At 68.9% G+C, this 22,424-nt stretch carries 19 protein-coding genes; 7 read left to right on the forward strand and 12 right to left on the reverse strand.

All coding sequences use genetic code 11. The features are described 5' to 3' along the window. Window positions 1-1,220, reverse strand: a 1,220-nt coding sequence (locus ACTJKH_RS06770; protein ID WP_440736279.1) for a S8 family peptidase, incomplete at its 3' end; no start/stop codon positions are given. A gap of 79 nt (window positions 1,221-1,299) precedes the next feature. Here ACTJKH_RS06770 and ACTJKH_RS06775 point away from each other — a divergent pair. Both ACTJKH_RS06775 and ACTJKH_RS06780 read left to right on the forward strand, forming a co-directional pair. Continuing rightward, on the forward strand, window positions 1,300-1,962 hold the full coding sequence (locus tag ACTJKH_RS06775; RefSeq protein WP_056508423.1) for a TetR/AcrR family transcriptional regulator: 663 nt from the start codon (window positions 1,300-1,302) through the stop codon (window positions 1,960-1,962). A gap of 126 nt (window positions 1,963-2,088) precedes the next feature. Next, on the forward strand, window positions 2,089-3,324 hold the full coding sequence (locus ACTJKH_RS06780) for an acyl-CoA dehydrogenase family protein (RefSeq protein WP_440736280.1): 1,236 nt from the start codon (window positions 2,089-2,091) through the stop codon (window positions 3,322-3,324). Window positions 3,325-3,357: 33 nt separating this feature from the next. On the opposite strand, the gene ACTJKH_RS06785 is transcribed toward ACTJKH_RS06780, so the two are convergent. Then, window positions 3,358-3,843 carry a hypothetical protein gene (locus tag ACTJKH_RS06785; RefSeq protein ID WP_440736281.1) on the reverse strand — a complete coding sequence of 162 codons (486 nt, stop codon included), beginning with the start codon at window positions 3,841-3,843 and terminating at the stop codon, window positions 3,358-3,360. 41 nt (window positions 3,844-3,884) lie between these two features. Here ACTJKH_RS06785 and ACTJKH_RS06790 point away from each other — a divergent pair, with 41 nt between their 5' ends. Further along, window positions 3,885-5,336 (forward strand): phytoene desaturase family protein, encoded by a 1,452-nt coding sequence (locus tag ACTJKH_RS06790; RefSeq protein WP_440736282.1) that lies wholly within the window; start codon window positions 3,885-3,887, stop codon window positions 5,334-5,336. Between the two features lie 58 nt (window positions 5,337-5,394). Then, window positions 5,395-6,438, forward strand: a complete 1,044-nt coding sequence (locus ACTJKH_RS06795) for an ATP-dependent DNA ligase (RefSeq protein ID WP_440736283.1) — start codon at window positions 5,395-5,397, stop codon at window positions 6,436-6,438. A gap of 3 nt (window positions 6,439-6,441) precedes the next feature. Here the strand turns inward: ACTJKH_RS06795 and ligD are convergent, their stop codons facing one another. The 6 genes from ligD to ACTJKH_RS06825 all read right to left on the reverse strand — a co-directional run bounded on the left by ligD (window position 6,442) and on the right by ACTJKH_RS06825 (window position 16,567). Further along, the gene (gene ligD, locus ACTJKH_RS06800; protein ID WP_440736284.1) at window positions 6,442-7,494 is read right to left on the reverse strand and encodes a non-homologous end-joining DNA ligase; all 1,053 of its coding nucleotides are present in this window, start codon (window positions 7,492-7,494) and stop codon (window positions 6,442-6,444) included. Window positions 7,495-7,534: 40 nt separating this feature from the next. After that, window positions 7,535-8,683, reverse strand: a complete 1,149-nt coding sequence (locus ACTJKH_RS06805; protein ID WP_440736285.1) for an SseB family protein — start codon at window positions 8,681-8,683, stop codon at window positions 7,535-7,537. 27 nt (window positions 8,684-8,710) lie between these two features. Beyond that, entirely contained in the window at window positions 8,711-11,164 is a 2,454-nt protein-coding gene (locus ACTJKH_RS06810) for an ATP-dependent helicase (protein WP_440736286.1), read from the reverse strand. A 150-nt stretch (window positions 11,165-11,314) separates the two neighbouring features. Then, window positions 11,315-14,401 (reverse strand): lamin tail domain-containing protein, encoded by a 3,087-nt coding sequence (locus ACTJKH_RS06815; RefSeq protein WP_440736287.1) that lies wholly within the window; start codon window positions 14,399-14,401, stop codon window positions 11,315-11,317. A 130-nt stretch (window positions 14,402-14,531) separates the two neighbouring features. Continuing rightward, window positions 14,532-15,551, reverse strand: coding sequence for an ABC transporter permease (locus tag ACTJKH_RS06820; protein ID WP_440736288.1), 1,020 nt, complete (start codon window positions 15,549-15,551; stop codon window positions 14,532-14,534). Further along, window positions 15,548-16,567, reverse strand: a complete 1,020-nt coding sequence (locus tag ACTJKH_RS06825) for an ABC transporter ATP-binding protein (protein ID WP_440736289.1) — start codon at window positions 16,565-16,567, stop codon at window positions 15,548-15,550. The genes ACTJKH_RS06820 and ACTJKH_RS06825 overlap by 4 nt, the downstream gene beginning before the upstream one ends. 98 nt (window positions 16,568-16,665) lie before the next feature. Here ACTJKH_RS06825 and ACTJKH_RS06830 point away from each other — a divergent pair, with 98 nt between their 5' ends. After that, window positions 16,666-17,061 carry a YccF domain-containing protein gene (locus ACTJKH_RS06830; RefSeq protein WP_210097236.1) on the forward strand — a complete coding sequence of 132 codons (396 nt, stop codon included), beginning with the start codon at window positions 16,666-16,668 and terminating at the stop codon, window positions 17,059-17,061. Between the two features lie 27 nt (window positions 17,062-17,088). Here the strand turns inward: ACTJKH_RS06830 and ACTJKH_RS06835 are convergent, their stop codons facing one another. Continuing rightward, window positions 17,089-18,075: a glycerophosphodiester phosphodiesterase family protein gene (locus tag ACTJKH_RS06835; RefSeq protein WP_440736290.1), complete on the reverse strand. Its 987-nt coding sequence runs from the start codon at window positions 18,073-18,075 to the stop codon at window positions 17,089-17,091. 87 nt (window positions 18,076-18,162) lie between these two features. On the opposite strand from ACTJKH_RS06835, the gene ACTJKH_RS06840 reads away from it, so the two are divergent. Then, window positions 18,163-19,077, forward strand: a complete 915-nt coding sequence (locus ACTJKH_RS06840) for a Bax inhibitor-1/YccA family protein (protein WP_440736291.1) — start codon at window positions 18,163-18,165, stop codon at window positions 19,075-19,077. A gap of 158 nt (window positions 19,078-19,235) precedes the next feature. Further along, window positions 19,236-19,508 carry a GlsB/YeaQ/YmgE family stress response membrane protein gene (locus ACTJKH_RS06845; RefSeq protein ID WP_210097234.1) on the forward strand — a complete coding sequence of 91 codons (273 nt, stop codon included), beginning with the start codon at window positions 19,236-19,238 and terminating at the stop codon, window positions 19,506-19,508. Window positions 19,509-19,592: 84 nt separating this feature from the next. On the opposite strand, the gene ACTJKH_RS06850 is transcribed toward ACTJKH_RS06845, so the two are convergent. From ACTJKH_RS06850 to ACTJKH_RS06860, 3 genes are all read right to left on the reverse strand, one after another. Further along, entirely contained in the window at window positions 19,593-20,879 is a 1,287-nt protein-coding gene (locus tag ACTJKH_RS06850) for an RNA polymerase sigma factor (protein ID WP_440736292.1), read from the reverse strand. 1 nt (window position 20,880) lies between these two features. After that, window positions 20,881-21,309: a YciI family protein gene (locus ACTJKH_RS06855; RefSeq protein WP_210097230.1), complete on the reverse strand. Its 429-nt coding sequence runs from the start codon at window positions 21,307-21,309 to the stop codon at window positions 20,881-20,883. 114 nt (window positions 21,310-21,423) lie between these two features. Beyond that, window positions 21,424-22,362 carry an L-lactate dehydrogenase gene (locus ACTJKH_RS06860; RefSeq protein ID WP_440736293.1) on the reverse strand — a complete coding sequence of 313 codons (939 nt, stop codon included), beginning with the start codon at window positions 22,360-22,362 and terminating at the stop codon, window positions 21,424-21,426. Between the last annotated feature and the right edge of the window lie 62 nt (window positions 22,363-22,424).

Genomic DNA, 22,424 nt, shown 5'->3' on the forward strand with positions numbered 1-22,424 from the left:
CCCGTCGCGACACCACGTCCGCGTCTTCTGCGGATGACGAGGATGAGCGTCACCGCCACGACGACCACGACCGCCCCACCACCTGCGAGCGCCCACGGCAGTACTCCCGGCCCGGCGTTGGCCTGCGCATTCGGCGCCTCGGATGCAGACGGCTCCGGCGCCGAATAGACCTCGTCGAACGTCGGCGACTGGCCGTCGGTGAACAGGGGATTCTCGTCCGGATACTGCGCTGGGTTCTCTTGCAGCACGCGAGTCGCGTTCACCGTCCCGTGTCCGAACGTGTTGGACCACTGCAGCTCATGCGGAGCAGACCCCGTGTTGCGGATCAAGGACTGCAGGAGCTGTGATGCGGTCGCGTCCGGCCATTTCTCCTTCGCCAGCGCGAGGAGCCCAGCGACGATGGGCGTAGCTGCGGAGTTGCCGGACCATGTGGACATCCCCCACGTTCGATCCCAACCCACGCCAGCAACGTCGACCCCCGGGGCCGCGACATCGACGTCGTCGTTCATCATGTCCGAGCCGTTCCGCGCCTTGGCCGCCTGAGCAGTGGCATCCACGGAGGCCACGTTCACCACGCCGTTGATCTTCCCGAGCTCTCCTTCCCACACCGAGTCCACGTTGGGGAGACTCGCCACCACAAGGACGCCAGCTCGCAGCGCGGCTGCTACACCGTCGGCGGATTCCTGCGAGAGCTCTTCGACCAGTCGCCCGTTGCCGCCGGACATGGTCACGATGTCTGCTCCCTGATCGACCGCGTCGTCGAGCGCTGCGGGGAACGGATTTCCCTCACAGCCCTCCTGAAGCGAGCCGTAGTAGAGGATGCGGGCTCCAGGCGCGATTCCGACGGGCCCCTCCCCGCTGTCAGCAGTGCCGTTTCCGACGATCAGCGACGCGACCGACGTGCCGTGCCGGAGTGCTTCGAAGTCCGATGCCGCCGCCGCGAGCGGATCCGGGCAGACGTCGAGCTGCCGCACTTCTACCTCGGCACCCTGAAGGTTCGCGATCTCCGGGTTGAGCGCGCCGTCGAACACAGCGATCGTCACGCCCTCCCCCGTGATCCCGGCATCATGGATCGCCTGAATCTTCATCGCATCCATGTACCAGAGGGGCCCACCGCCCGAGAAGTCCTGCGCTGCCGCCGCACTCGGCACCAGCACGACTCCCAGCACACACACCACCGCGGCAACACGAGCAGCCCAACTACGCAGCACAATCATCATTCATCCCACCCTGGACGCATACCCGCTCATCGTAGACGCAACGTCTGCGGTGCTCGAAGCCGAGGTCTAGGCTCGTCCCATGCACGAATCCGCAGAACTGCGCACCGGCGTCGTGGCCGCTGCACTCGAGCTCTTCGCATCACAGGGCTTCGACCAGACCTCCGTCGAGCAGATCGCGAAGGCCGCGGGGGTCTCGCGTTCGACGTTCTTCCGCCAGTTCGGCGGCAAAGAGGATGTCGTCTTCGCCGACCACGAGGTGCTGCTCGAGCAGCTGCGGTCATTCCTCGCCGAGGGGCACGACGATCCCTGGGGTGCAGTGTGTGCGGCATCCGAGTCGGTCTTCGCCCACTTCGCGCACGACCCGGAGCTCGCGCGTCGCCGCTATCAGATCGTCCGCCAGGTGCCCGTGCTCCGTGAGCGCGAGATCATCACGGTGTTCCGCTACGAGCGGCTGTTCGACGACTACCTGCGCAGCTCGCTTCCCGGCATCGACCCTCTGGATGCGGTCGGATTCTCCGCCCTCGTCACCGCCGTGCACAACCACGTTCTGCGCCAGCTGCTGCGCGGCAAGAAGAAGGTGCCGCTCTCGACGCTGCAGACGGCCCTCGCCGATGTCCGCCGCCGATACGGCGTGCCCTCCGAAGCAGTCGCCGAGGCGCCGGACGATGTCGTCGTCGCGGTGTTCCCCCGTTCGATGCCGATCGCCGAGGTCACCCGGCGCCTGCGCACGCAACTCGACTGAGCCCCACCCGACCGAGGCGCAACCGGACTGACTCAGGTCTTCTGACCGCGCGCGGGCTCCGTCGCACCCGGAGTCGTGGAACCGAGTATCGAGGAGTACGATACTTGGTGCCACGAAGGAGTCACCATGAGCACCGCAGCCTCCCCCTTCCCCGGCGAGCGCGTCTCGTCGTACGACGTCACCGGACGACAGGACAGCGACTACTACGCCGTCTTCGCCGACATCCCCGACGCCGACCGCTCGGCCTGGGACCGCGCGAAGGCGTACATCGACGAGGTCGGGCCGCAGATGGCGGATGCCTGGGACCGCGCCGAGTACCCTCTCGACGCCGCCCGCCGCATGGGCGAGATGGATCTCGTCGTCGACGGCATCGAGCATCCGTCGCTGACCCGACTCTCTCCCCTCGCCGCCGGCCTCGTGAACATGGAGATCTCGCGCGGCGACGGGTCGCTCGGCACCGTGCTCGCCGTGCAGGGCGGTCTGGCGCTGCGCACTCTCGCCCTGTTCGGTTCGGATGAGCAGCAGGAGAAGTGGCTGACTGCTCTCGCCGACGGCTCGGTCTTCGGCTCCTTCGCCCTCACCGAGCCCGACCACGGGTCGGACTCCGTCTCGCTCGAGACGGTGGCCAGGCGTGACGGCGACGAATGGGTCATCCGCGGCGCGAAGAAGTGGATCGGCAACGGCGCCTCGGGCGGCATCACCTTCGTGTGGGCCCGCGTCGACGATGAGACCGCGGCCGAGCACGGCGCCGTGCGCTGCTTCCTCGTCGAGCAGGAGACACCCGGATACACGGGGACGCCGATCCGCGGCAAGGCGTCGCTGCGCGCCATCCACCAGGCGCACATCGCGCTCGACGACGTGCGCGTGCCGCTGAACTCCGTGCTGCCGGGGACGAAGAGCTTCAAGGACGCCTCGATCGTGCTCTACGCGACCCGCTCGGGCGTGGCATGGTCGGCGCTCGGTCACGCGACCGCCTGCTACGAGGCCGCCCTCGCCTACTCGAAGGAGCGCATCCAGTTCGGCAAGCCGCTGGCGAAGTTCCAGATGGTGCAGGAGCGGCTCACGCACATGCTCGAGGACCTCACCGCGATGCAGCTCTACTGCCGCCGCCTCGCCGACCTCGAGACCGCGGGCGAGCTCCGGCCCACGCAGGCGTCCCTGGCCAAGTTCCACAACACGCGTGCCGCGCGGCGCGTGGCGTCCGTCGCCCGTGACCTGCTCGGCGGCAACGGCATCCTGCTCGAGAACGGCGTGATGCAGCACATGGCCGACATCGAGGCGATCCACACCTACGAGGGCACCGAGAGCGTGCAGGCCCTGCTGCTCGGACGCGACATCACCGGGATGAGCGCCTTCGCCTGAACGGCCGGGCGGGCGGGCGAGCGGGTCCGACGATCAGTCGCAGCCGCACCCGCCGGCGGGCGTCTTCACCATGAAGCAGACGTCGCACACGCCGTAGTCGCGTTCGACGAACTTCGGCGTGCGCTGCACCTTCGGCGCCGCGGCGACGCGCGGGGTGGTCGACCGCTTGGCCTTGACCGGCGCGATCGGGCGGAACTCGCTCGGGTGCGTCACGAAGAAGAACGGTGCGCGGCCTTCGCTCGGCTGCAGACGCAGCGGCGTCGAGCCGATGACGACGACCTCGTCTTCGGTGAAGCCGTTGGTGTAGGTCTTGCCGATGTGCAGCGCGGCGCCCTCACCACGGCGGATCGCCTCGATGTAGCGGCCGCGGTCGATGTAGGAGGAGATGCCGATGGCATCCGTGATCGCCGTGATGAACTCGTGGTTCGCTTCGGCGATGCGGTGCGCGCGGAGCGCCTCCGCGAGGGTTCGGTACGGACGGGAGGTGCCTGTGGGGGTCGGGCCCTGAACTTCATTCATCTCCTCAAGGATCTCACGCCCAGACGTGGAAGACTGGCCGCATGGCACGCGCGACGATCATCGGTTCCGGCCCGAACGGCCTCGCCGCCGCCGTGGCCCTCGCTCGCGCCGGCTACGAGGTGCGCGTCCTCGAGGCAGCGAGCACCATCGGCGGCGGTGTGCGCACCGCCGAATCCACGCTCCCCGGCTTCCGACACGACGTCTGCGCGGCCGTGCTTCCGGCAGCGCTGTCGTCACCCTTCTTCCAGGCTTTCGGCCTCGCAGAGCGGATCGAGTGGATCACCCCCGACATCTCGTACGCGCATCCTCTCGACGACGGCCGTGCCGGCATCGCCTGGCGCGACATCGAGCGCACCGCCGCGGGCCTCGGCGTCGACGAGCAGGCGTGGCTCTCACTGCTGCGTCCGCTGAGCACCCACGTCGAGGGTGTCGTCGACTTCACGGGCAACCAGATGCTCCGTGTTCCCCGCGAGCCGATCACAGCGCTGCGCTTCGCACTGCGGATGCTCGACCAGGGCACGCCGCTCGCCAGGCGCACGTTCCGCACCGACGAGGCTGCCGGTCTGATGTCGGGGGTCCTGGCCCACGCCAACACCCCTCTCCCCTCGCTCGCTGGAGCGGCGGCGGGTCTGCTGCTGGCCGCACAGGCGCACGCCGGCGGATGGATGTACCCGCGCGGCGGAGCCCAGCGCATAGCCGACAGCATGGTCGCCGACATCGAGGCGCACGGCGGGTCCGTCGAGTCAGGCGTGCACGTCACGGACCTGAGTGCGCTCGACTGGGGCGACCCCGCCCGTGGCGACCTGCTGCTGCTGAACACGTCGCCGCGTCTGGCCCTCACCCACCCCGACATCCCCGCCGGATACGCGCGAGCGATCCGCGGGTACCGCTACGGCCCGGCCGCCGCCAAGGTCGACTTCGCGCTCGACGGCCCCATCCCCTGGACGAACCCGGATGTCGCGCAGTCGCCGACCGTGCACATCGGCGGAACCGCGGCCGAGGTCTGGGAGAGCGAGAATGCGGTCGCCCGTGGCCGGATCAGCGATCGGCCGTATGCGCTCACCGTGCAGCCGTCGGTCTTCGACCCCAGTAGAGCGCCCGAGGGCAAGGCCGTGCTGTGGGCCTACATCCATGTGCCGCAGAACTCCGACCTCGACGCGACGGAGCTGATCACGCGTCAGGTCGAGCGCTTCGCACCGGGATTCCGCGACCTGATCCTGGCGCACCACTCGGTACCCGCCTCGTCTCGCGAGGCGATCAACCCGTCGGAGATCGGCGGAGACATCCTCGGCGGCGCGTTCACGATCCCGCAGGCGCTGCGCCGGCCGGTGCTCGGCACGGCGCCGTGGCGCACGCCGATGCGCGGCGTGTACCTCGCCTCGGCCTCGACTCCGCCGGGCCCCGGCGTGAACGGCATGGCAGGGTGGCACGCCGCACGCACCGCGTTGAAGGATGCGGGCACCCGCGTGACCCTCGACGACCTCTTCGCCTGACGAACGTTCGCGAGCGACACCCCTTCTGCCGCAGCGCCGACACCGCCAGGATGGACCCATGCGCTACGACATCCCCTCCCCCATGCTGGCGAAGGCGGCAGCATCCGTCCCCGACCCCGCGAAGACGACGGGCGGGCTGCTGTTCGAACCGAAGTGGGACGGATTCCGCGGACTGATCTCGTGGGACGGCGAGACCGTCGAGATCGGCTCACGCGGGGCGAAGCCGTTGACGCGGTACTTCCCCGAGCTCGTCGAGGCGATCCCCCGAGTGCTGCCGGGACCCTGCCTGCTCGACGGCGAGATCGTGGTCGCCACCGGACCCGACGGCGCACAGCGCCTCGACTGGGAGGCACTGAGCCAGCGCATCCACCCCGCCGCGTCACGGGTCGCCAAGCTCGCCGACGAGACCCCGGCGATGTTCATCGCGTTCGATCTGCTCGCCCTCGGGGACGAGGATCTGCTGAGCGCCCCGTTCGCCGAGCGACGCGCGCGCCTCGAGTCGCTCATGGCCGATGTCGAGCATCCGCTGCACATCACCCGCACCACCCGCGACCGCGACGCCGCCGTGCGCTGGCTCGCGGAGTTCGAAGGAGCAGGGCTCGACGGCGTCGTCGCGAAGCCCCTCGATCAGCCGTACGCCCCGGGCAAGCGCACTCTCATCAAGATCAAGCACGCGCGCACCGCCGACGTCGTCGCCCTCGGCTACCGCATCCACAAGTCGGGCTCCGGCGTCGGGTCGCTGCTCGTCGGGCTGTACGACTCCGACGGCACGCTGCGTCAGGTGGGCGGTGTCGCGGCATGGAGCGACGCGCGACGCCGGGAGCTCGTCGATGAACTCGCGCCGCTCGTGGAACGCGACGACGCCGGCGACGCCGTCACAGGCGAAGGCGAGCGCTCGCGCTTCAGTGGCTCGAAGGACGTGTCGTTCGTGCGGCTTCGCCCGGAGCTGGTGCTCGAGGTTCGCTACGACCAGCTCGAAGGAGCCCGTTTCCGCCACACCGTGCAGTTCGAGCGCTGGCGTCCCGACCGCGACGCGCGCTCGTGCACGTACGATCAGCTCGACACCGTCGACGGGTACGACCTCGCCGACGTCATCGGCTGACGGTCACTCGTCGACCGGGTCGCCGTTCTCGTCCCAGTTCGCGGCGACCTTCTTGCTCGGCTGCACGCGTGGGGGCTCGCCCGGCATCTTGGGGAACTCGGGCGGGAACGACAGCTCGCCGAGCCCGGCCTCCCTGTCGCGCTCCCACCAGTCGAGCAGAGTGTCGATGCGGCCGGGCGCGCTCTGCTTCCCGGCCCACGGATCCCCGACCTCTGCGAGCCGCTTCGGGATGCTGCGGACCGTGAACGCCTGCGGGTCGAGCCCCTCGAGCTCCTCCCAGTGCACGGGCGTCGAGACCGTCGCCTCCGGCAGAGCTCGGGGACTGTAGGCGCCGGCCATCGTGCGATCACGGTTCGCCTGGTTGAAGTCGATGAAGATGCGCTCTCCTCGTTCCTCCTTCCACCAGTTCATCGTGACCTGTTCGGGCATCCGCCGCTCCAACTCGCGCCCGGCCGCGATCACCGCGTGGCGGACGTCGAGGAACTCATGGGTCGGCTCGATCGGGGCGAACACATGCAGCCCGCGGTTGCCGCTCGTCTTCACGAACGCCTCCAACCCCACCTCGCGCAGCACCTCGCGCAGCGCGTGCGCAGCCGGGATCGCGTCGGCGAACCCCGTGCCGGGCTGAGGGTCGAGGTCGATCCGCAGCTCGACGGGATTGTCGGGGTCGGAGGCGAGTGACGCCCACGGATGGAACACGATCGTGTTCATCTGCGCCGCCCACACGATCGCGCTCGGGCGGTTGAGCACGATCTGCGGATGCCGTCGCCCGCTGTTGTACGTGACCGTCACCGCGTCGACGTAGTCGGGCGTGCCCTTGGGCGGGTTCTTCGAGAAGAAACCCTCGCTGCCCATGCCGTCTCGGAACCTCTCGAGAGAGACCGGTCGGTTGCCGTTCGCCTCGAGGAAGGGTGCGCCGACGAGCTGGAAGTACTCCGCGAGTTCGGCCTTCGTGATGCCGACCTTCGGCCACACGACCTTGTTCGGGCTCGAGAGCACGACCTCGCGCTCACCGTCCGGATCGACGACGGACAGGGTCACGCGTTCTGAGGCCATGCTCCGACCCTAGGGCGCACGTGCAGCGCGCGGAAGACCGTCAGGCGTCGAGGTCGACGGCCAGGATGAGCACCGAGGTCAGGGCGTCGCGCTCGACGACGATGCTCGGCCCCGCGGGGTCGATGATGACGCCCGCCATGTCGAGGTGGCTGGAGAGCAGCTTGGCCAGCTGCTCGGGTTCGAAGGGCAGCGGGCGATCGCCGCGGCCGAGCGCGAGCACCTCCAACGGGTGCGAGAAGAGCTGCAGGAATCGCTTGCCTTCGGGCGTCTGCGCCTCGGCGATGCCCACCTGTCCGCTGCCGTCGCCCTCGTTGACGGCGACCCACATGCGCTTCGTGGCGAGCGCCTCGCCGACCTTGGCCGCGGTGTCCTGCTCACGGGGCGCGGCGATGAGCGACTTGACCGTCATGTCGACGTCGGCCTGCTCGAGTGCCTTCTGCAGCAGCTCGGTGGGGAACACCACACGGTGCGGGGCCGACGCGTTGTCGACGATGAGACCCGCGAACTCCCCCGCGACGACCTGCTGCAGCACCGAGGTGGTCGGCTGCGCGACGGCGGACGTCGCGGCCGGGTCCTTCTCGAGCTGCACGGAGTCGCGGACGGCGGCTGCCGAGCTGAAGGCGAGCATGAACTGACGGTCGCCGTCTCGGACGACGGCGACGGCCAGGGGCTTGCCCTCGCTGATCTGGGCACGGGCGTCGCCGTTCACACGGATGTACAGGTGCGCCTGCAGCGCCTGGCGCAGCACGCCGAGGAGCTGCTCGTTCGTGGCCCCCTGCTCGACCTGCTTGAGCGACTCTCGCAGCAGGACGTTGTCTTTCATGCCGGCGACCGTCTCGGTCTGCTCCGGCGGCAGTGTCGGGCCCAGCGGGAGGCGGCGCTCGGGCTCCGGCGCCGGGGCGGCCGCAGGCGCCGCCGGAGCAACCGGGGCTGTGGCCGAGGCAGGGGAAGCAGGCGACGCGTCGGGGCTCGGGAGCGCGACCTCGGGGCCTGCCTCAGCGCCCACTCCACGGAACGCCTGCACGGAGATGCCGATGGTCGGGGCGGCCTCGGCGGCCTCCGGCGCTTCGGACGCGGCATCCGTCTCTTCGGGAGCGTCGGCGGCCGACTCCTCGGACTCGGTCTGGGTCTCGATCTGGTCGGCGACGGCGTCGTCAGCGGACTTCTTGCGGCGGGAGAACAGGGCCATATCAGCCAGCCTAACCCGCGAACCCGCTCAGATCTTCTCGATCGGCGCGACCTTGATCAGGAGCTTCTTCTGTCCTGCCGAATCGAAGCGCACGTGCGCGATGCGCTTCGCGCCCTCGCCCGTGACCGCGTCGACGCGCCCCTCCCCGAAATCGGAGTGCCGGATGCGATCGCCCGCGGCCAGCTCGAGGTCGCCGTTGTCGCGCATCTTCGCCGTCACCCGGTTGGGGAACTTGTCCATCGCGGTCGACAGCGGCTTGAGCGAGTCGCGTCCGGGGAGCTGCGTGACCGCGAAACGGTCGCCCGAGCCCGACCCGCCGAATCCTCCGGCGCGGCGCGCATTGAGCGCGCGCGACTGCATTCCCCCACGCGAGTTCACATCGCCCGGCGACTGCCGCCAGTCGATGAGCCCCGCGGGAATCTCCTGCAGGAACCGGCTGGGCATCGCGACCGAGACCTCGCCGAACTGGGCGCGGGTCATCGCGAGAGACAGGTGCAGGCGCTTGCGCGCACGTGTGATGCCGACGTAGAAGAGTCGACGCTCCTCCTGCGGACCACCGGGCTCCCCCGCCGAGATGCGGTGCGGAATCAGATCCTCTTCGACGCCCGTGACGAAGACGGCGTCGTACTCGAGGCCCTTCGCCGTGTGCATCGTCATCATCGAGACCGAGCCGGACTCGTCGTCGAGGTCGTCGGCGTCCGAGACGAGCGCGACCTCGGTGAGGAAGTCGACGATCGTGCCGTCGGGGTTGTTGCGGGCGAAGTCGCGCGCGACGGCGACGAACTCGTCGAGGTTTTCGACACGCGCCTCGTCCTGAGGGTCACGGCTCGCACGCAGTGCGTCGAGATACCCGCTCTTGGACAGAAGAACGTTCAGCCCGTCGGCGACCGCCGTCGGCGCGGGCACCTCGCCGGAGGCGGGGAGCATGATCTCGGTCGCCTCGGCGAGCACCGCGTCGAGCTGAGCGATCCCGGCCTGGATCTTCGGACCGAAGCCGAGCTGATCGGGCACGGACAGCGCCTGGCGGAACGTGATGCCGTGTTCCTCGGCGAAGCGCGCGATCGTGGTCTCGGTGACGTCGCCGATACCGCGTTTCGGCTTGTTGAGGATGCGCCGCACAGCCATCTCGTCTGCGGGGTTCGACACCGCGACGAGGTAGGCGAGCGCATCCTTGATCTCGGCGCGATCGTAGAATTTCGTGCCGCCCATGATCTTGTAGGGCACGGCCGAGCGGATGAAGATCTCCTCGAGCGCACGGGACTGCGAATTGGTGCGGTAGAAGACAGCCATCTCGGAGTACGGCATGCCCGACCGGCGCAGTGCCTCGACCTCGTCGGCGACGAACTGGGCCTCGTCGTGCTGCGAGTACCCGGTGAAGCCGACGATCATGTCGCCGTCGCCCTTGTCGCTCCAGAGCTTCTTGTCCTTGCGATCGAAGTTGTTGCCGATCACCGAGTTCGCAGCCGAGAGGATGTTCTGGGTCGAACGGTAGTTCTGCTCGAGGAGCACCACGCGCGCTCCGGGGAAGTCCCGCTCGAACTCGCTGATGTTGCGGATGTCGGCGCCGCGGAACGCGTAGATCGACTGATCGGAGTCGCCGACCACCGTGAGCGACGCGCCCTCGAGCTCGGGGGTCGTCTCGGGCTCGAAAATCATCATGCCGTTCGAGGCATACGGGTCGGGGGCGTCGCCCGACACCGGCCGGGTGAGCTCGTGGATCAGCGCGTACTGGGCGTGGTTCGTGTCCTGGTACTCGTCGACCAGGATGTGGCGGAAACGCCGGCGGTAGGTGTCGGCGACCTGCGGGAACGCGCGGAACAGGTAGACCGTCTGTCCGATCAGGTCGTCGAAGTCGAAGGCGTTGGCCTTCTGCAGCTGGCGCTGGTAGTCGGCGAACAGCTCGACGAAGATCCGCTCCGCCGGGTCGCTCATGTTGGCCTGGCGCGCATAGGCATCGGCATCCGACAGCTCGTTCTTGAGCTTCGAGATACGGGACTGCACGGACGCGGGGGTCAGACCGTAGGCGTCCGCCTCGTGCTCCTTGACCAGACGCTTGATGAGCGCACGGGAGTCACCGGAGTCGTAGATCGTGAACGACTTGGTGAACCCGAACTGCTGGGCCTCTCGGCGCAGGATGCGCACGCACGCGGAGTGGAAGGTCGAGATCCACATGCCTCTCGCCGCGTCGCCGACGATCGCCTCGACGCGCTCTCGCATCTCGCCCGCCGCCTTGTTGGTGAAGGTGATGGCGAGGATCTGGCTCGGCCAGGCCTCTCGCGCACGCAGCAGCGAGGCGATGCGGCGGGTGAGCACGCTCGTCTTTCCCGACCCTGCTCCCGCGACGATGAGCAGCGCGGGGCCGCGATAGGTCACGGCTTCGAGCTGCTGAGGGTTGAGGCCGGCGAGGAGGTCGTCCTGCCCCTGTTCCCCAGTGGGGCGAGGGCCGACGGATCCGGGGACGATGAGGGGGGCTTCGGTCATGGCCTTATGAGTCTAAGCCGCGCCACCGACACCGACCGCGGGTGAGCGTCTCGTCCGGGAGCGCTCAGCATGCCGAGGCCCGCACGGCGACGAGAGAGGATGCACGATTCCCCGCGCATCCTCCCCGTCGTCGTGTCGGAGGGGTCCGACTCAGAGGGTGCTCCTGCGTCGACGGACGATCAGCACGCCGGCGACCATCAGCATCAGCGCGAGGGCGATCAGCGCAGCAGGCACGTCCGCGCCCGTCGCGGCGAGTCCGCCGGGTTCGGTGATGCGGATGTCGGCCCAGCCGATCAGGTCGCCCGTCGCGGAGTAGACCGCGATCCGATGAGCGCCGAGCGCGGCATCCGTCGGGATCGTCACCGTGAGCGCGCCGGATGCGGTTGCCGAGCCGGATGCGAGCTGCACAGGGTCGGAGTACATCCAGACCGAGATCTCGTCACCGGCGCTGTCACCGCCCGCCGTCACCGTGACCTGCGATCCGCGCGCCGCGACCGCCGGGTTCACCGTGACGCCGTTGCGGTTGCCGTCGGTGAGCGCACTGCCGGGAAGCGGCGGATTCTGGCCGGGGTTCTCCCCCGGGTTCTCCCCCGGGTTCTCGCCGGGGTTCTCTCCCGTTGCTCCCGGAAGGGTCCCGACCCGCAACGCCTCGGACGCGAAGCCGTCGGCGAACCACCACACCGGGCGCTGACCCTCGACCGAGAGCGAGGCGGGAGCGGTGGCGAAGCCCTCGTTGTTGATGTCGGGCATTCCCGCAGGGCGGGCGAAGTGCGCGATGCCGGGCGTCGCCGTGCCGTTCAGCGTGATCTGCGCGGACTGCCCGTGGCATCCGTCGTCGCAGACGGCCCAGAGCACGTCGAGCACACTGTCGTAATCGAGGGCCATGACCCCCGCGAGACCTGGTGCGATCTCCGACACGAGCGTCGCCGCGCCGTCGGAACCGAGCGCGAACGCATAGACGTGTCCGTTGTCCTCGACCGCGACGAAGAACAGCCCGTCGCCGTGCCCGGCGTAGTCCGCCGAGTCGTAGGCCGCGCCCGTGTTGGTGTCGAAGAGCGCACCGTCGAGTGCACTGTCGGGTACCCACTGCACGGCCTCCATGCCGAGGTTCGCACCCACCGCGGGCAGCAGCGAGGTGAGGTCCCACTCCTGCTGCGCGACGAGGTCGCCGCTGCCGGCTTCGGGGTCGACCTTCAGAACCGTGTTCTGGTTGACGCCCTTGGCACTGTTGTCGCGCTCGGAGGCGACGTACACGAAGCCGTCACCGTCGACCGTGATCCCCTCGGTGTCGGGCCCTGCAGCTCCCGGGTTCGCCGCATCCCGCTGGAATCGCACGCGCTTGCCCGACTCCCAGCCGTCGATCTGAGAGAACGACCCGTCTGCGTGAGCCTCGAGCTTCCAGATGCGTCCCTCACCGTTGTCGACCGCCCAGAGGAACGAGCCGTCGGCCGTCTCCTGCACGTCGAGACCGGAGCTGTCCTCGAGGAAGGTCGGCGCGGTGTCGAGCACGCGGACGTCGGCAGAACCCGGCCACGTCGAGACGGCGATCTCGCCGGCGCAGACGTTCGCCGCGCCCTTCGTGCTCTCCGCGGTCACGGCGAAGGCGCCGGTGATGTCGGGGCAGCGCCCCCACGTGGTCGTCGCATGCCCCGCGCCCCAGGTGGTGGAGTCGACGAGCAGGTCGCCGTCGAACACGCGCACGGTGTCGCCCTCGCCGAGGCCGAAGCCGAGATCGGCGCCCTCGATGACGAGGTAGCCGCCCGCGGCGATCGTGGAGGCGGCCGGGATGACGTACGAGTGGGTGTCGTCGTCGTCCTTCACGACCACACCCGCGACGTCGAGGACCGACGAGGTCGGGTTGACGAGCTCGATCCAGTCGCCGGGCGATCCGCCGTCGGACTCGACCTCGTTGATCCGCACCGGGTTGCCGCACGCGTTGCGCTGGCCCTTGGTCGAGACCGCGATGTCGACGAAGTCGCCGCTGCCGTCCGCGCAGCGCGCGAGCACGCCCGCGGCATGCGCCGCGTACACGTGCTCGTCGACGACGTTCAGGGTGGCGTCGCGCAGGGTGACCGTGTCGCCGTTGCCCAGGCCGAACACGAAGTCCTTCGGCTGGTCGAAGACGAAGTAGGCGCCGGGTGCGAGCACGGTGCCCGCGGGGAGCTGTGTCGTCTCGGCGGCGTGGCCGACCGGGTCGCCGTCCATCACGGTCCAGCCCGAGAGGTCGACAGCAGTGCTGCCGGCGTTGACGACCTCGACCCAGTCGGTCACGTCGCCATTGGACTCGATCTCGTTGATCACGACATCGGGCATGACGCAGGAGTTCGCCGCCCCCGGAGTCGAGTACGCGAGCACGAAGGCTCCCTCGCCGTCGGGGCAGCGCGCGAGCGTCGCGGCGATCACGTCGCCGTCGATCGCGGCGTGCCCGGTCCACGGGAGCGTGTCGTCGATCTGCACGCCGGCCTCATCGAAGAGACGGATGCGGTCGGCGCTGCCGATTCCGATCGGATCGCGGAACGCGGTCTCGACGCCGTCGACCAGTCCGATCGAGCCTTCCTCGACGACGAGGAACTCGCCCGCGGCGATCTCGGTGCCCGGCAGGAACTGCCAGCGGTGGTCGTCGGAGTTGTCACGGATCTCGTATCCCGAGATGTCGAGAGCGGCATCGCCCGCGTTGTAGAACTCGACCCAGTCCGCCGGCTGCGAGTCCACCTCGTTGATGACGATGCTGCCGCCGAGCGGGTTGTCGGCCGCGAACACGTTCGCCGCGCCCTTCGTCGACTCGGACGTCTCCGCCCATCCCACGGTGCCCTCGACCTCGCGCGCACCCCACGTGACCGCAGCGTGAGCCGCCCACGATGTCTCGTCGACGAGCGCGGCGCTCGGGTCGAACAGGCGCACCTGGTCTTCCTTGCCGAGCCCGAAGGTGAATCCGTCGCCTCCCGCCGCCACCTGGTCGAGCACGAGATAGGCGCCGGGCTCGACGATCGTCCCCTCGGGGAACGTGTAGGACTCGTCCTCACCGTTGTCCTTGACGACGTAGCCGCTGAGGTCGACCGCGACGGCCGACGTGTTGACGAACTCGATCCAGTCCCCGGGCGTGCCCCCGTTGGACTCGACTTCGTTGATGCGGACACCGGATTCGGCGCCGGTGGCGGCGAGCGGAACGGCGAGCAGAGCGGCGGCGCTGAGCGCGCACACCGTCGTGATCGCAGCCGCGGAGTGCAGGCGGAACATGGGGCTCCTGAGGAAGGCAGACGGGTATCACCCCACACCACCGATTCCGCATGGCGTCCCGACGACTCCCCGGTGCACGGACGGTGAACGGCGAGTGGCCGTTCATCATCCGCCGTTCACCGGCATCCGCTCAGGCGATGCGCGTCCCCGGGGGCAGCCGCTTGGCGGGAGTCCGGGTGCGCGACCAGGCTCCGGCGAACAGCGCGCCGGCGATCACGATCTGCACCCCCAGGCCCACGAACCAGCTCGGCACCGTGCTGTCGATGATCTCCTGCGGGGTCGGATAGTCGTACGGCTCGGACGAGCACTCGTCCCAGCGCTGATCGATCGGGGACTGCTGCGCGCTGCGCACGCCGAGCTTGATCTGACCGAACATGTCGACCGGGTAGCCGTCCGCGCTGAACTCCGTCGGCGTCGCATCGGCGAGCACCACGAAGGGGTTCGCCGCGAGCACCCACCAGACGAGGTCGAAGCGGGGCACCTCGGTCGTGTAGGTGTCCCACGACTCGCAGTCGACGTTGCCCACATCGTCGTACGGCCGGCTGTACTGCGTCGTCTCGGTGCGGATCGCCATGCCGCCGAGCGCGAAGAGGATGAGGGTTCCGATCGTGAGTCCGGCCACAACGAGGTACGTGGTCGCGACCGAGAACAGAGGCCGAGCGATCAGACCGCTGAGACCCACCCCGATCGCCGCGACGATGATGATCTCGACCACGAGCACGAGCAGCGACACGAGCAGCACGAGCGGGTTCGATCCTCCCCCGAGCAGCGAGATCGCCAGGAACGGGATCGCGACGATCAGGAAGGCGAAGCCGGTCGCCACGGCGGCGACGAGCTTGCCGAGCATGATGTCGCCGGTCGAGACCGCGGTCACCTGCACGGCTGCGAGGGTCGCCGCCTCGCGGTCGCCGTTGATGGCGTTTCCGCTCAGCGTGGGCGAGACGAGCGCGACCAGGAGGAGCACCATGTTCACGACGATCGAGAACACGCCGGCGCCGATGAACTCACCCCAGGCGTAGACCGCGAAGGAGAGCGCCGTCACACCGATCAGGACGACGGCGAAGACGCCGAGCAGGATGTACCAGCCGACGCTGCGCAGCCGCTGGGTCAGCTCGAGACGGGCGATGATGCGGATGTTCGTGAGGCTCATGCTCCCGCCTCCTCGGCGTTCGGGACGGCAGGCGGGGGCGGCGGTGCCGTCGGTGGTGCCGGTGGCGCCGAGGCGGCTGCGGCGGCCGCCGCCGCAGCCTGGTGGTTCAGGGCGAGGAACGTGTGCTCGAGCGCGCTCTGCGCCGGCGCGAACTCCGACACCCTGAGTCCTGCGTGCACCAGGGCGTGCAGACCGAGCGCGGCCGCATCCTCGGTCTCGAAGCCGACGAGCACTCCCCCGCGGTCGGCACCGAGCGACTCGACGGGGATGCCGAGCGTCTGCGCCACCTGCCAGGAGTCCGCGTTCTGCCGAGCAGCATCCGCCCCCACGAGCCGGATCCGCCAGGCCCGACCCGTCGCCTGCGCGGGAGCGGCATCGACGACCGAACCCGCGACGAGGAAGACGGCGTCGTCGACGACCTCCTCCAGCTCCGAGAGGATGTGGCTCGAGATCAGCACCGTGCGCCCCTCTGCGGCGAATCGTCGCAGCAGCACCCGCAGCTGGATGCGCGCCTCCGGGTCGAGCCCCGACGCCGGCTCATCGAGCAGCAGCACCTGCGGATCATGCACGAGCGCGCGGGCGAGGCCGAGCTTCTGCTTCTGGCCGCGGGAGAGCACCTTCGCAGGCGAGTCGGCGAGAGCACCGAGATCCACCAGTTCGAGCAGATGCGACGCCCTGGCTGCGGCCTCCGCCGGCGGGATGCCGTACAGCCGCGCCGTCGTCGTGATCGTCTCGCGAGCGGTCAGCGAGGGCCACGCGCCGAGGGAATCCGGCATCCATCCGAGCAGCCGCCGAGCAGCGAGCGGGTCCTCAGAGGGATCCACCCCGCCGATGCGGATGGTGCCGGCGTCGGGAGCCAGCAAAGACGCGAGCATGAGCAGCAGCGTCGTCTTGCCCGCGCCGTTGGGGCCCACCAATCCGGTCACCCGCCCCGGTTCCGCCTGTAATGTCGCGGCTCGTACCGCGTGGACGCTCCCGAAGGATCTGCTGACGCTGTCGACGATGATTCCGGTCATGCGGTCAGTCTGGCATCGACAGCGGCCCGATCCCGGGAGGCCGAAACGGATCCACGGCGAACCGGCAGATGCTCAGGCGACGGTGCGAGGATCGTGTCGTGCGCACGATCCTGAACATCATCTGGCTGATCTTCGCCGGACTCGGCCTCTTCCTCGGGTACATGCTCGCGGGCATCCTGCTGTGCATCCCGATCGTGACGATCCCGTGGGCGATCGCGTCGTTCCGCATCGCCCGCTACGCGATCTGGCCGTTCGGGCGCGAGATCGTGAGCAAGCCGACGTCGGGCGTCGGGTCCTTCCTCGGCAACGTCCTCTGGGTGATCCTGGCCGGCTGGTGGCTCGCCATCGGACACATCGTCTCGGGCCTCGCGCTGTGCGTCACGATCATCGGCATCCCGATGGGCATCGCCGACTTCAAGATGGTCCCCGTCTCGCTGATGCCGCTCGGCAAGGAGATCGTGTCGCGCAAGGGCGCGTTCGATCGCACCCTCTGACGGCTCGGCCCGCTCTGAGCACGCCGCCTAGTCTCGGAAGAACCCGACACCGAGATCCGGATGGTCGACGAACACCCCGTCGACCCCGGTGCGCGCGATGACTCCCCACTCGGCCTCGTAGTCGCCGTACGCGCTCTTGCCCCCACCTGCACGGAACTCCGACGCCAGGAACCTGTTCTCGGGCCGACACGTCCACGTGAAGACCGTGAGCCCCCTGGCATGGGCGTCTTCGACGATCGTGTTGCCCCGCGCGAGGAGCATCCGCTTGTCGACGCTGATGCCGTCGACAAGCCCCGCCCACCCGTCGAGGCCCTGGGCGGTGACGGCGTCCTTGTAGGTCTGCCCCTTCGACCCGTGTGCGACGAAGAGGTCGTAGGGTCGCCCCGCCGCCTCGATCAGGTAGACGTAGGATGCCGCGATCCCGCGTTCCTTGAGCTGCGCGAGCACCGTGGATTCGAACGACTCCACGATCAGCGGCAGCTCTCCGTTCGCCCACCCCGCGGCGCGCAGATCACGGTCGATGAGCGGCGCGAGGTCCAGGCCGACGCTCGCGAAGTACGTCGCGTGCTTGACCTCGAGCACGACGCCGATCTCACGGCCGTACTCGACAGACCCCGCTCGCACGATGTCGAGCACGTCGATGAGACGGAGGATCCCCTGCGACCCGTTGAAACTCGCACTCGACGCTCGCACCTCGGGGAGACGTTCGCGACTGCGCAGCGTCGCGAGCTCGTCCCACGTGAAGTCCTCGGTGAACCAGCCGGTGAGCGCCTCGCCGTCGACGCGCTTGGTCGTCTTGCGCTCGGCGAACTCCGGATGTTCGGAGACATCCGTCGTACCCGAGATCTCGTTCTCATGCCGCACGACGAGCACGCCGTCCTTCGTCGCCACCACATCGGGTTCGACCGCATCCACCCCCATCGCGAGGGCGAGCTCGTAGGAGGAGCGACTGTGTTCGGGACGGTAACCGGGCGCACCGCGGTGCCCGATCACGAGAGGCGATTTCCTGGGCACGCTCTCAGCGTAGGACACCCTGATGAACCGGCATTCCGGCTATCGTTGAGGAAAGAGACCTACAACCCACTTTGGAGTGAGGCCCACATGAGCAACTTCGCCTTCAACAACCCGGCGTTCCAGCAGCAGGATCCGCGCAACGTCGCGACCTACCCGGGTGCGCCGCAGGGCGCTCAGGGCGCACAGGCCGCGTCGTTCCAGCACGGCACGATGGACGCTGCCGCGAACGCACAGCTGGAGGGCATGTACGCCGCTCCGCCCGCCGGCGCCATCGAGACCGACCGCATGTCCGTCGAGGACACCGTCTGGAAGACCGCCGGACTCTTCGCCATCCTTCTCGTCACCGCGGCCGTCGGCTGGGTGTGGACGCTCGGCGGCCTCGAGCGCAACCCGTACCAGGGCGTCTCGATGATGCCGTGGATCGTCGGTGCACTCGGTGGCTTCGTGCTCGCGATGGTCATCTCGTTCACGTCACGCAAGAAGGTGCGCCCCGCGCTGATCTTCGCGTACGCCGCCTTCGAGGGTCTCTTCATCGGTGGCATCTCGGCGTTCTTCGAGGTGCTCTACCCCGGCATCGTCTTCCAGGCCACCCTCGCCACCGTCTCGGTGGTCGGCGTGACCCTGGCACTCTTCGCGAGCGGCAAGATCCGCGCGTCGAAGAAGGCCACCAAGATCTTCATGATCGCCATGATCGGCTACCTCGTCTTCTCGCTGCTCAACGTGGTCCTCACCTGGACCGGCGTCCTCGGCGAGGGAGCGGCCTTCGGTCTGCTCAGCAAGGTCGAGATCCTCGGCATCCCGCTGGGTCTCATCATCGGCGTTCTCGTGGTCATCATGGCCGCGTACTCGCTGGTGCTCGACTTCGACCAGATCCAGCAGGGCGTGCGCAACGGCGCTCCCCGCAAGTACGGCTGGCTCGGCGCCTTCGGCATCATGGTCACGGTCGTCTGGCTCTACGTCGAGATCCTGCGCATCATCGCGATCGCCCGCGGCAACAACTGACCCTCGGTCGCTCGACGAGGCCCGTCTCCTTCCGGAGGCGGGCCTCTTTGCATACTCGAAGGCCTCAGCGCAAGGGGTTGGCTGATAATCAGCTGGGAGGGCACAGTGGATCTCACGAGCCCTGGCACCCCGGGGCTCACGAAACAAAGGAGCTGAACATGAGCTTTCTCGGATTCCTTCTTCTCGGCCTGATCGCCGGAGCCATCGCGAAGCTGATCCTTCCCGGCAAGCAGGGCGGCGGATGGTTCATCACCCTCCTGCTCGGCGTCGTGGGCGCGCTGCTCGGAGGATGGCTCGGAAGCCTGATCCTGAACCGTCCCCTCACGGAGTTCTGGGACCTCGGCACGTGGCTCCTCGCCATCGGCGGCTCGATCATCGTGCTGCTGATCTACGGCCTGGTCGTCAACCGCGGCAGCAAGGCCCGCAGCTGACCACATCGCGCATCGCGCGGTGAACAGAACCGCCCTCGTCGGAAGCACCGCTTCCCACGGGGGCGGTTCTTCGTGCACCTGCTGTCACTGAGCCCGGGCCTTGGCCTCGAGCACGGCCCGTTCGCGATCGTTGCCCGCGAGAGCGGCGGCGACGGCGAACTCGCCCCGAGCCTCCTCGTCGCGTCCGAGCCGGAGCAGCATCTCGCCGCGCGTCGCGGGCAGCAGGTGATAGCCGGCCAGAGCTCCCGAGGCGGCGAGCTGATCGATGATCCGCAGAGCGGACGCCGGACCGGTCGCCATCGCCACGGCTGCGGCGCGGTTGAGCTCGACCACAGGTGACAGCGCGATGCGGCCGAGCGCCTCGTACAGCACCACGATGCGGTCCCAGTCGGTCTCGTCGACGGATGCCGCGAGGGCGTGGCACTCGGCGATCGCCGCCTGCAGGCCGTAGGGTCCGCGGCCGGCACCGAGCGAATCCGCGGTCGCCAGGGCGGCACGCCCACGAGCGATACGGCTGCGATCCCAGCGGCACCGGTCCTGGTCGGCGAGCAGCACGGGTTCGCCGTGCGCATCGACGCGAGCGGGGAACCGGGTGGCGGTCAGCTCCATGAGCGCGAGGAGGCTGTGCACGTCGCGCTCTCGGGGCATCAGCGCCGCGAGCACGCGCGTGAGTCGGATCGCTTCCAGGCTCAGCTCGGGGCGCATCCACTCAGGACCACTGCTGGCCGCGTGCCCCTCGTTGAAGATCAGGTACAGCACACCGAGGATCGCGCCGAGTCGCGCGGTGTGCTCGTCGCGGGGAGGCATCTCGAAGGGCACCTGCGCGACCGCGAGGGTCTTCTTCGCGCGGACGATGCGCTGCTGCACCGTGGCTGTCGGCACGAGGAACGCCCGAGCGATCTCCTCGCTCGACAGACCGCCCACCACCCGCAGCGTCAGCGCCACCTGCGCCTCTCGCGAGAGAACGGGGTGGCACGCGATGAAGATCAGTCGAAGCACGTCGTCGTCGACGGCATCCGGGTCCCACGGGGCGGCATCCGCGGCCTCGGCCTGCTCGCGCTCCAGGTCGTGGGCGAGCACAGCCATCCGGTCGTCCAGCCGCTCGCGGCGGCGCCAGCCGTCGATCGCCTTGCGCTTCGCGACGGCCGTGAGCCACGCAGCGCCGTTGCGGGGCACACCATCGACGGGCCACTGATGCAGAGCATCCAGCAGCGCTTCCTGCGCGAGGTCCTCCGCGAGGCCGAAGTCACCGACCGTCCTCGTCAGGGTGCCGACGATCTTCGCGGACTCGATGCGCCACACGGCCGCGACGGCGCGCTCTGCGGCACCCGTGTCGGATGCGGAGCGCGCCGTCTCGCTGTCGTGCGTCATCTCACTGCTGGGCGCGACGCGCCTCTTCCTCCTCGCGCCAGCCCTTCTCCTTCTCGATCCACTCGTTGTCGGCCGGGAAGTCGGACTCGTCGGTCACTCGACGCACCTCGAGGAACGACCCCTTGCCGAGCGGTGCCCGGCTCGCCCACTCCGCCGCCTCTTCGCGACTGGACACCTCAAGGATCCAGAAGCCGTTGAACAGCTCCTTCGTCTCTCCGTAGGGCCCGTCGGTGATGAGCGGCGTCTCGGCGCTGAAGTCGACCACGAAGCCCTCGGCCGCGTCGCTGAGTCCCTCGCCCGCAGCCAGCACGCCGGCCTTGATCATCGACTCGTTGTAGGCGCCCATGGCCGCGATGACCTCTTCGAACGGCATCTCCTTGTATGCCTCGACTGCTTCGTCGTTCGAGCGCATGATCAGCATGTACTTCATGATGTTCTCCTTGGTGGGTGGGGCCGCTTCTCGACCCTCTCATTGAAGACGTCGAACGAGAACACCCCGGATCGACACGCTCGCCGAAGTTTCTCGAGATTCTTTCGGGCGGGGTCAGCCGAGCTCGTCGATCGCCGACCGGATCGCGTCGGCGGAGGCCTGCAGCAGCCCTCGTTCGTGCTCGCTCATGGGCGTCTCCGCCAGCGGCACCGCACCCGCCGCACCCACGACCGACGGCACCGACAGGGCGACTCCCTGCAGACCGTATTCGCCGTCGAGCACCGTCGCGACCGGGAGCACGGCGCGCTCATCGTGCAGCACGGCCTCGGCGATGCGGGCGCAGCTGACACCGATCGCGAGGTTCGTCGCCCCCTTGCCGCGGATCACGGCGTAGGCGGCATCGCGCACCTCGATCGCGATGCGGTCGAGTTCCTCGACCGTGAACGGCTCCTCGGCGGGCCAGTCGAGAATGGGGACGGAGCCGATCGTGGCATTCGACCACAGGGGGAACTCCGTGTCGCCGTGCTCGCCCACGATGTCGGCGTGCACGCTCGCAGTGCTCACGTTCGCCCGATGCGCGAGGCGCCAGCGCAGCCGCGACGTGTCGAGCACGGTGCCCGACCCGAACACCCGATGCGGCGGGAGACCCGAGACGCGCTGCGCGACGACCGTCATCACATCGGCGGGGTTGGTGACGATGATGAAGACCGCGTCCGGGGCACGCTCGACGAGCTGCGGCATGAGCTTCTCGAGTAGACGAGCGTTGATCCCGGAAAGCTCCATGCGGGTCTGCCCCGGCTGCTGCTTGGCACCCGCGGTCACCACGATCACGTCGCTGCCCTCGACGACGGAGAGATCGGAACCGCCGCTCACGGCCGCTGAGGTGAACTGCGTGCCGTGGGCGAGATCGAGCACCTCGGCATCCACCTTGTCTGTGGCGATGTCGTAGAGCGCGACCTCGGCCGCACTCCCCCGGATCAGCGCCGCATAGGCGACGCTCACCCCCACGCTGCCCGCACCGATAACCGTGATCTTCGTCCGCGCCTTGGTCATAGGCTCATCCTGCCCGAAATACCGCGAACGGGCACGGACCGTGATGGTCCGTGCCCGTTCGT

It is taken from the genome of Microbacterium sp. 22215, assembly GCF_052045655.1.
GTDB lineage: Bacteria > Actinomycetota > Actinomycetes > Actinomycetales > Microbacteriaceae > Microbacterium > Microbacterium phyllosphaerae.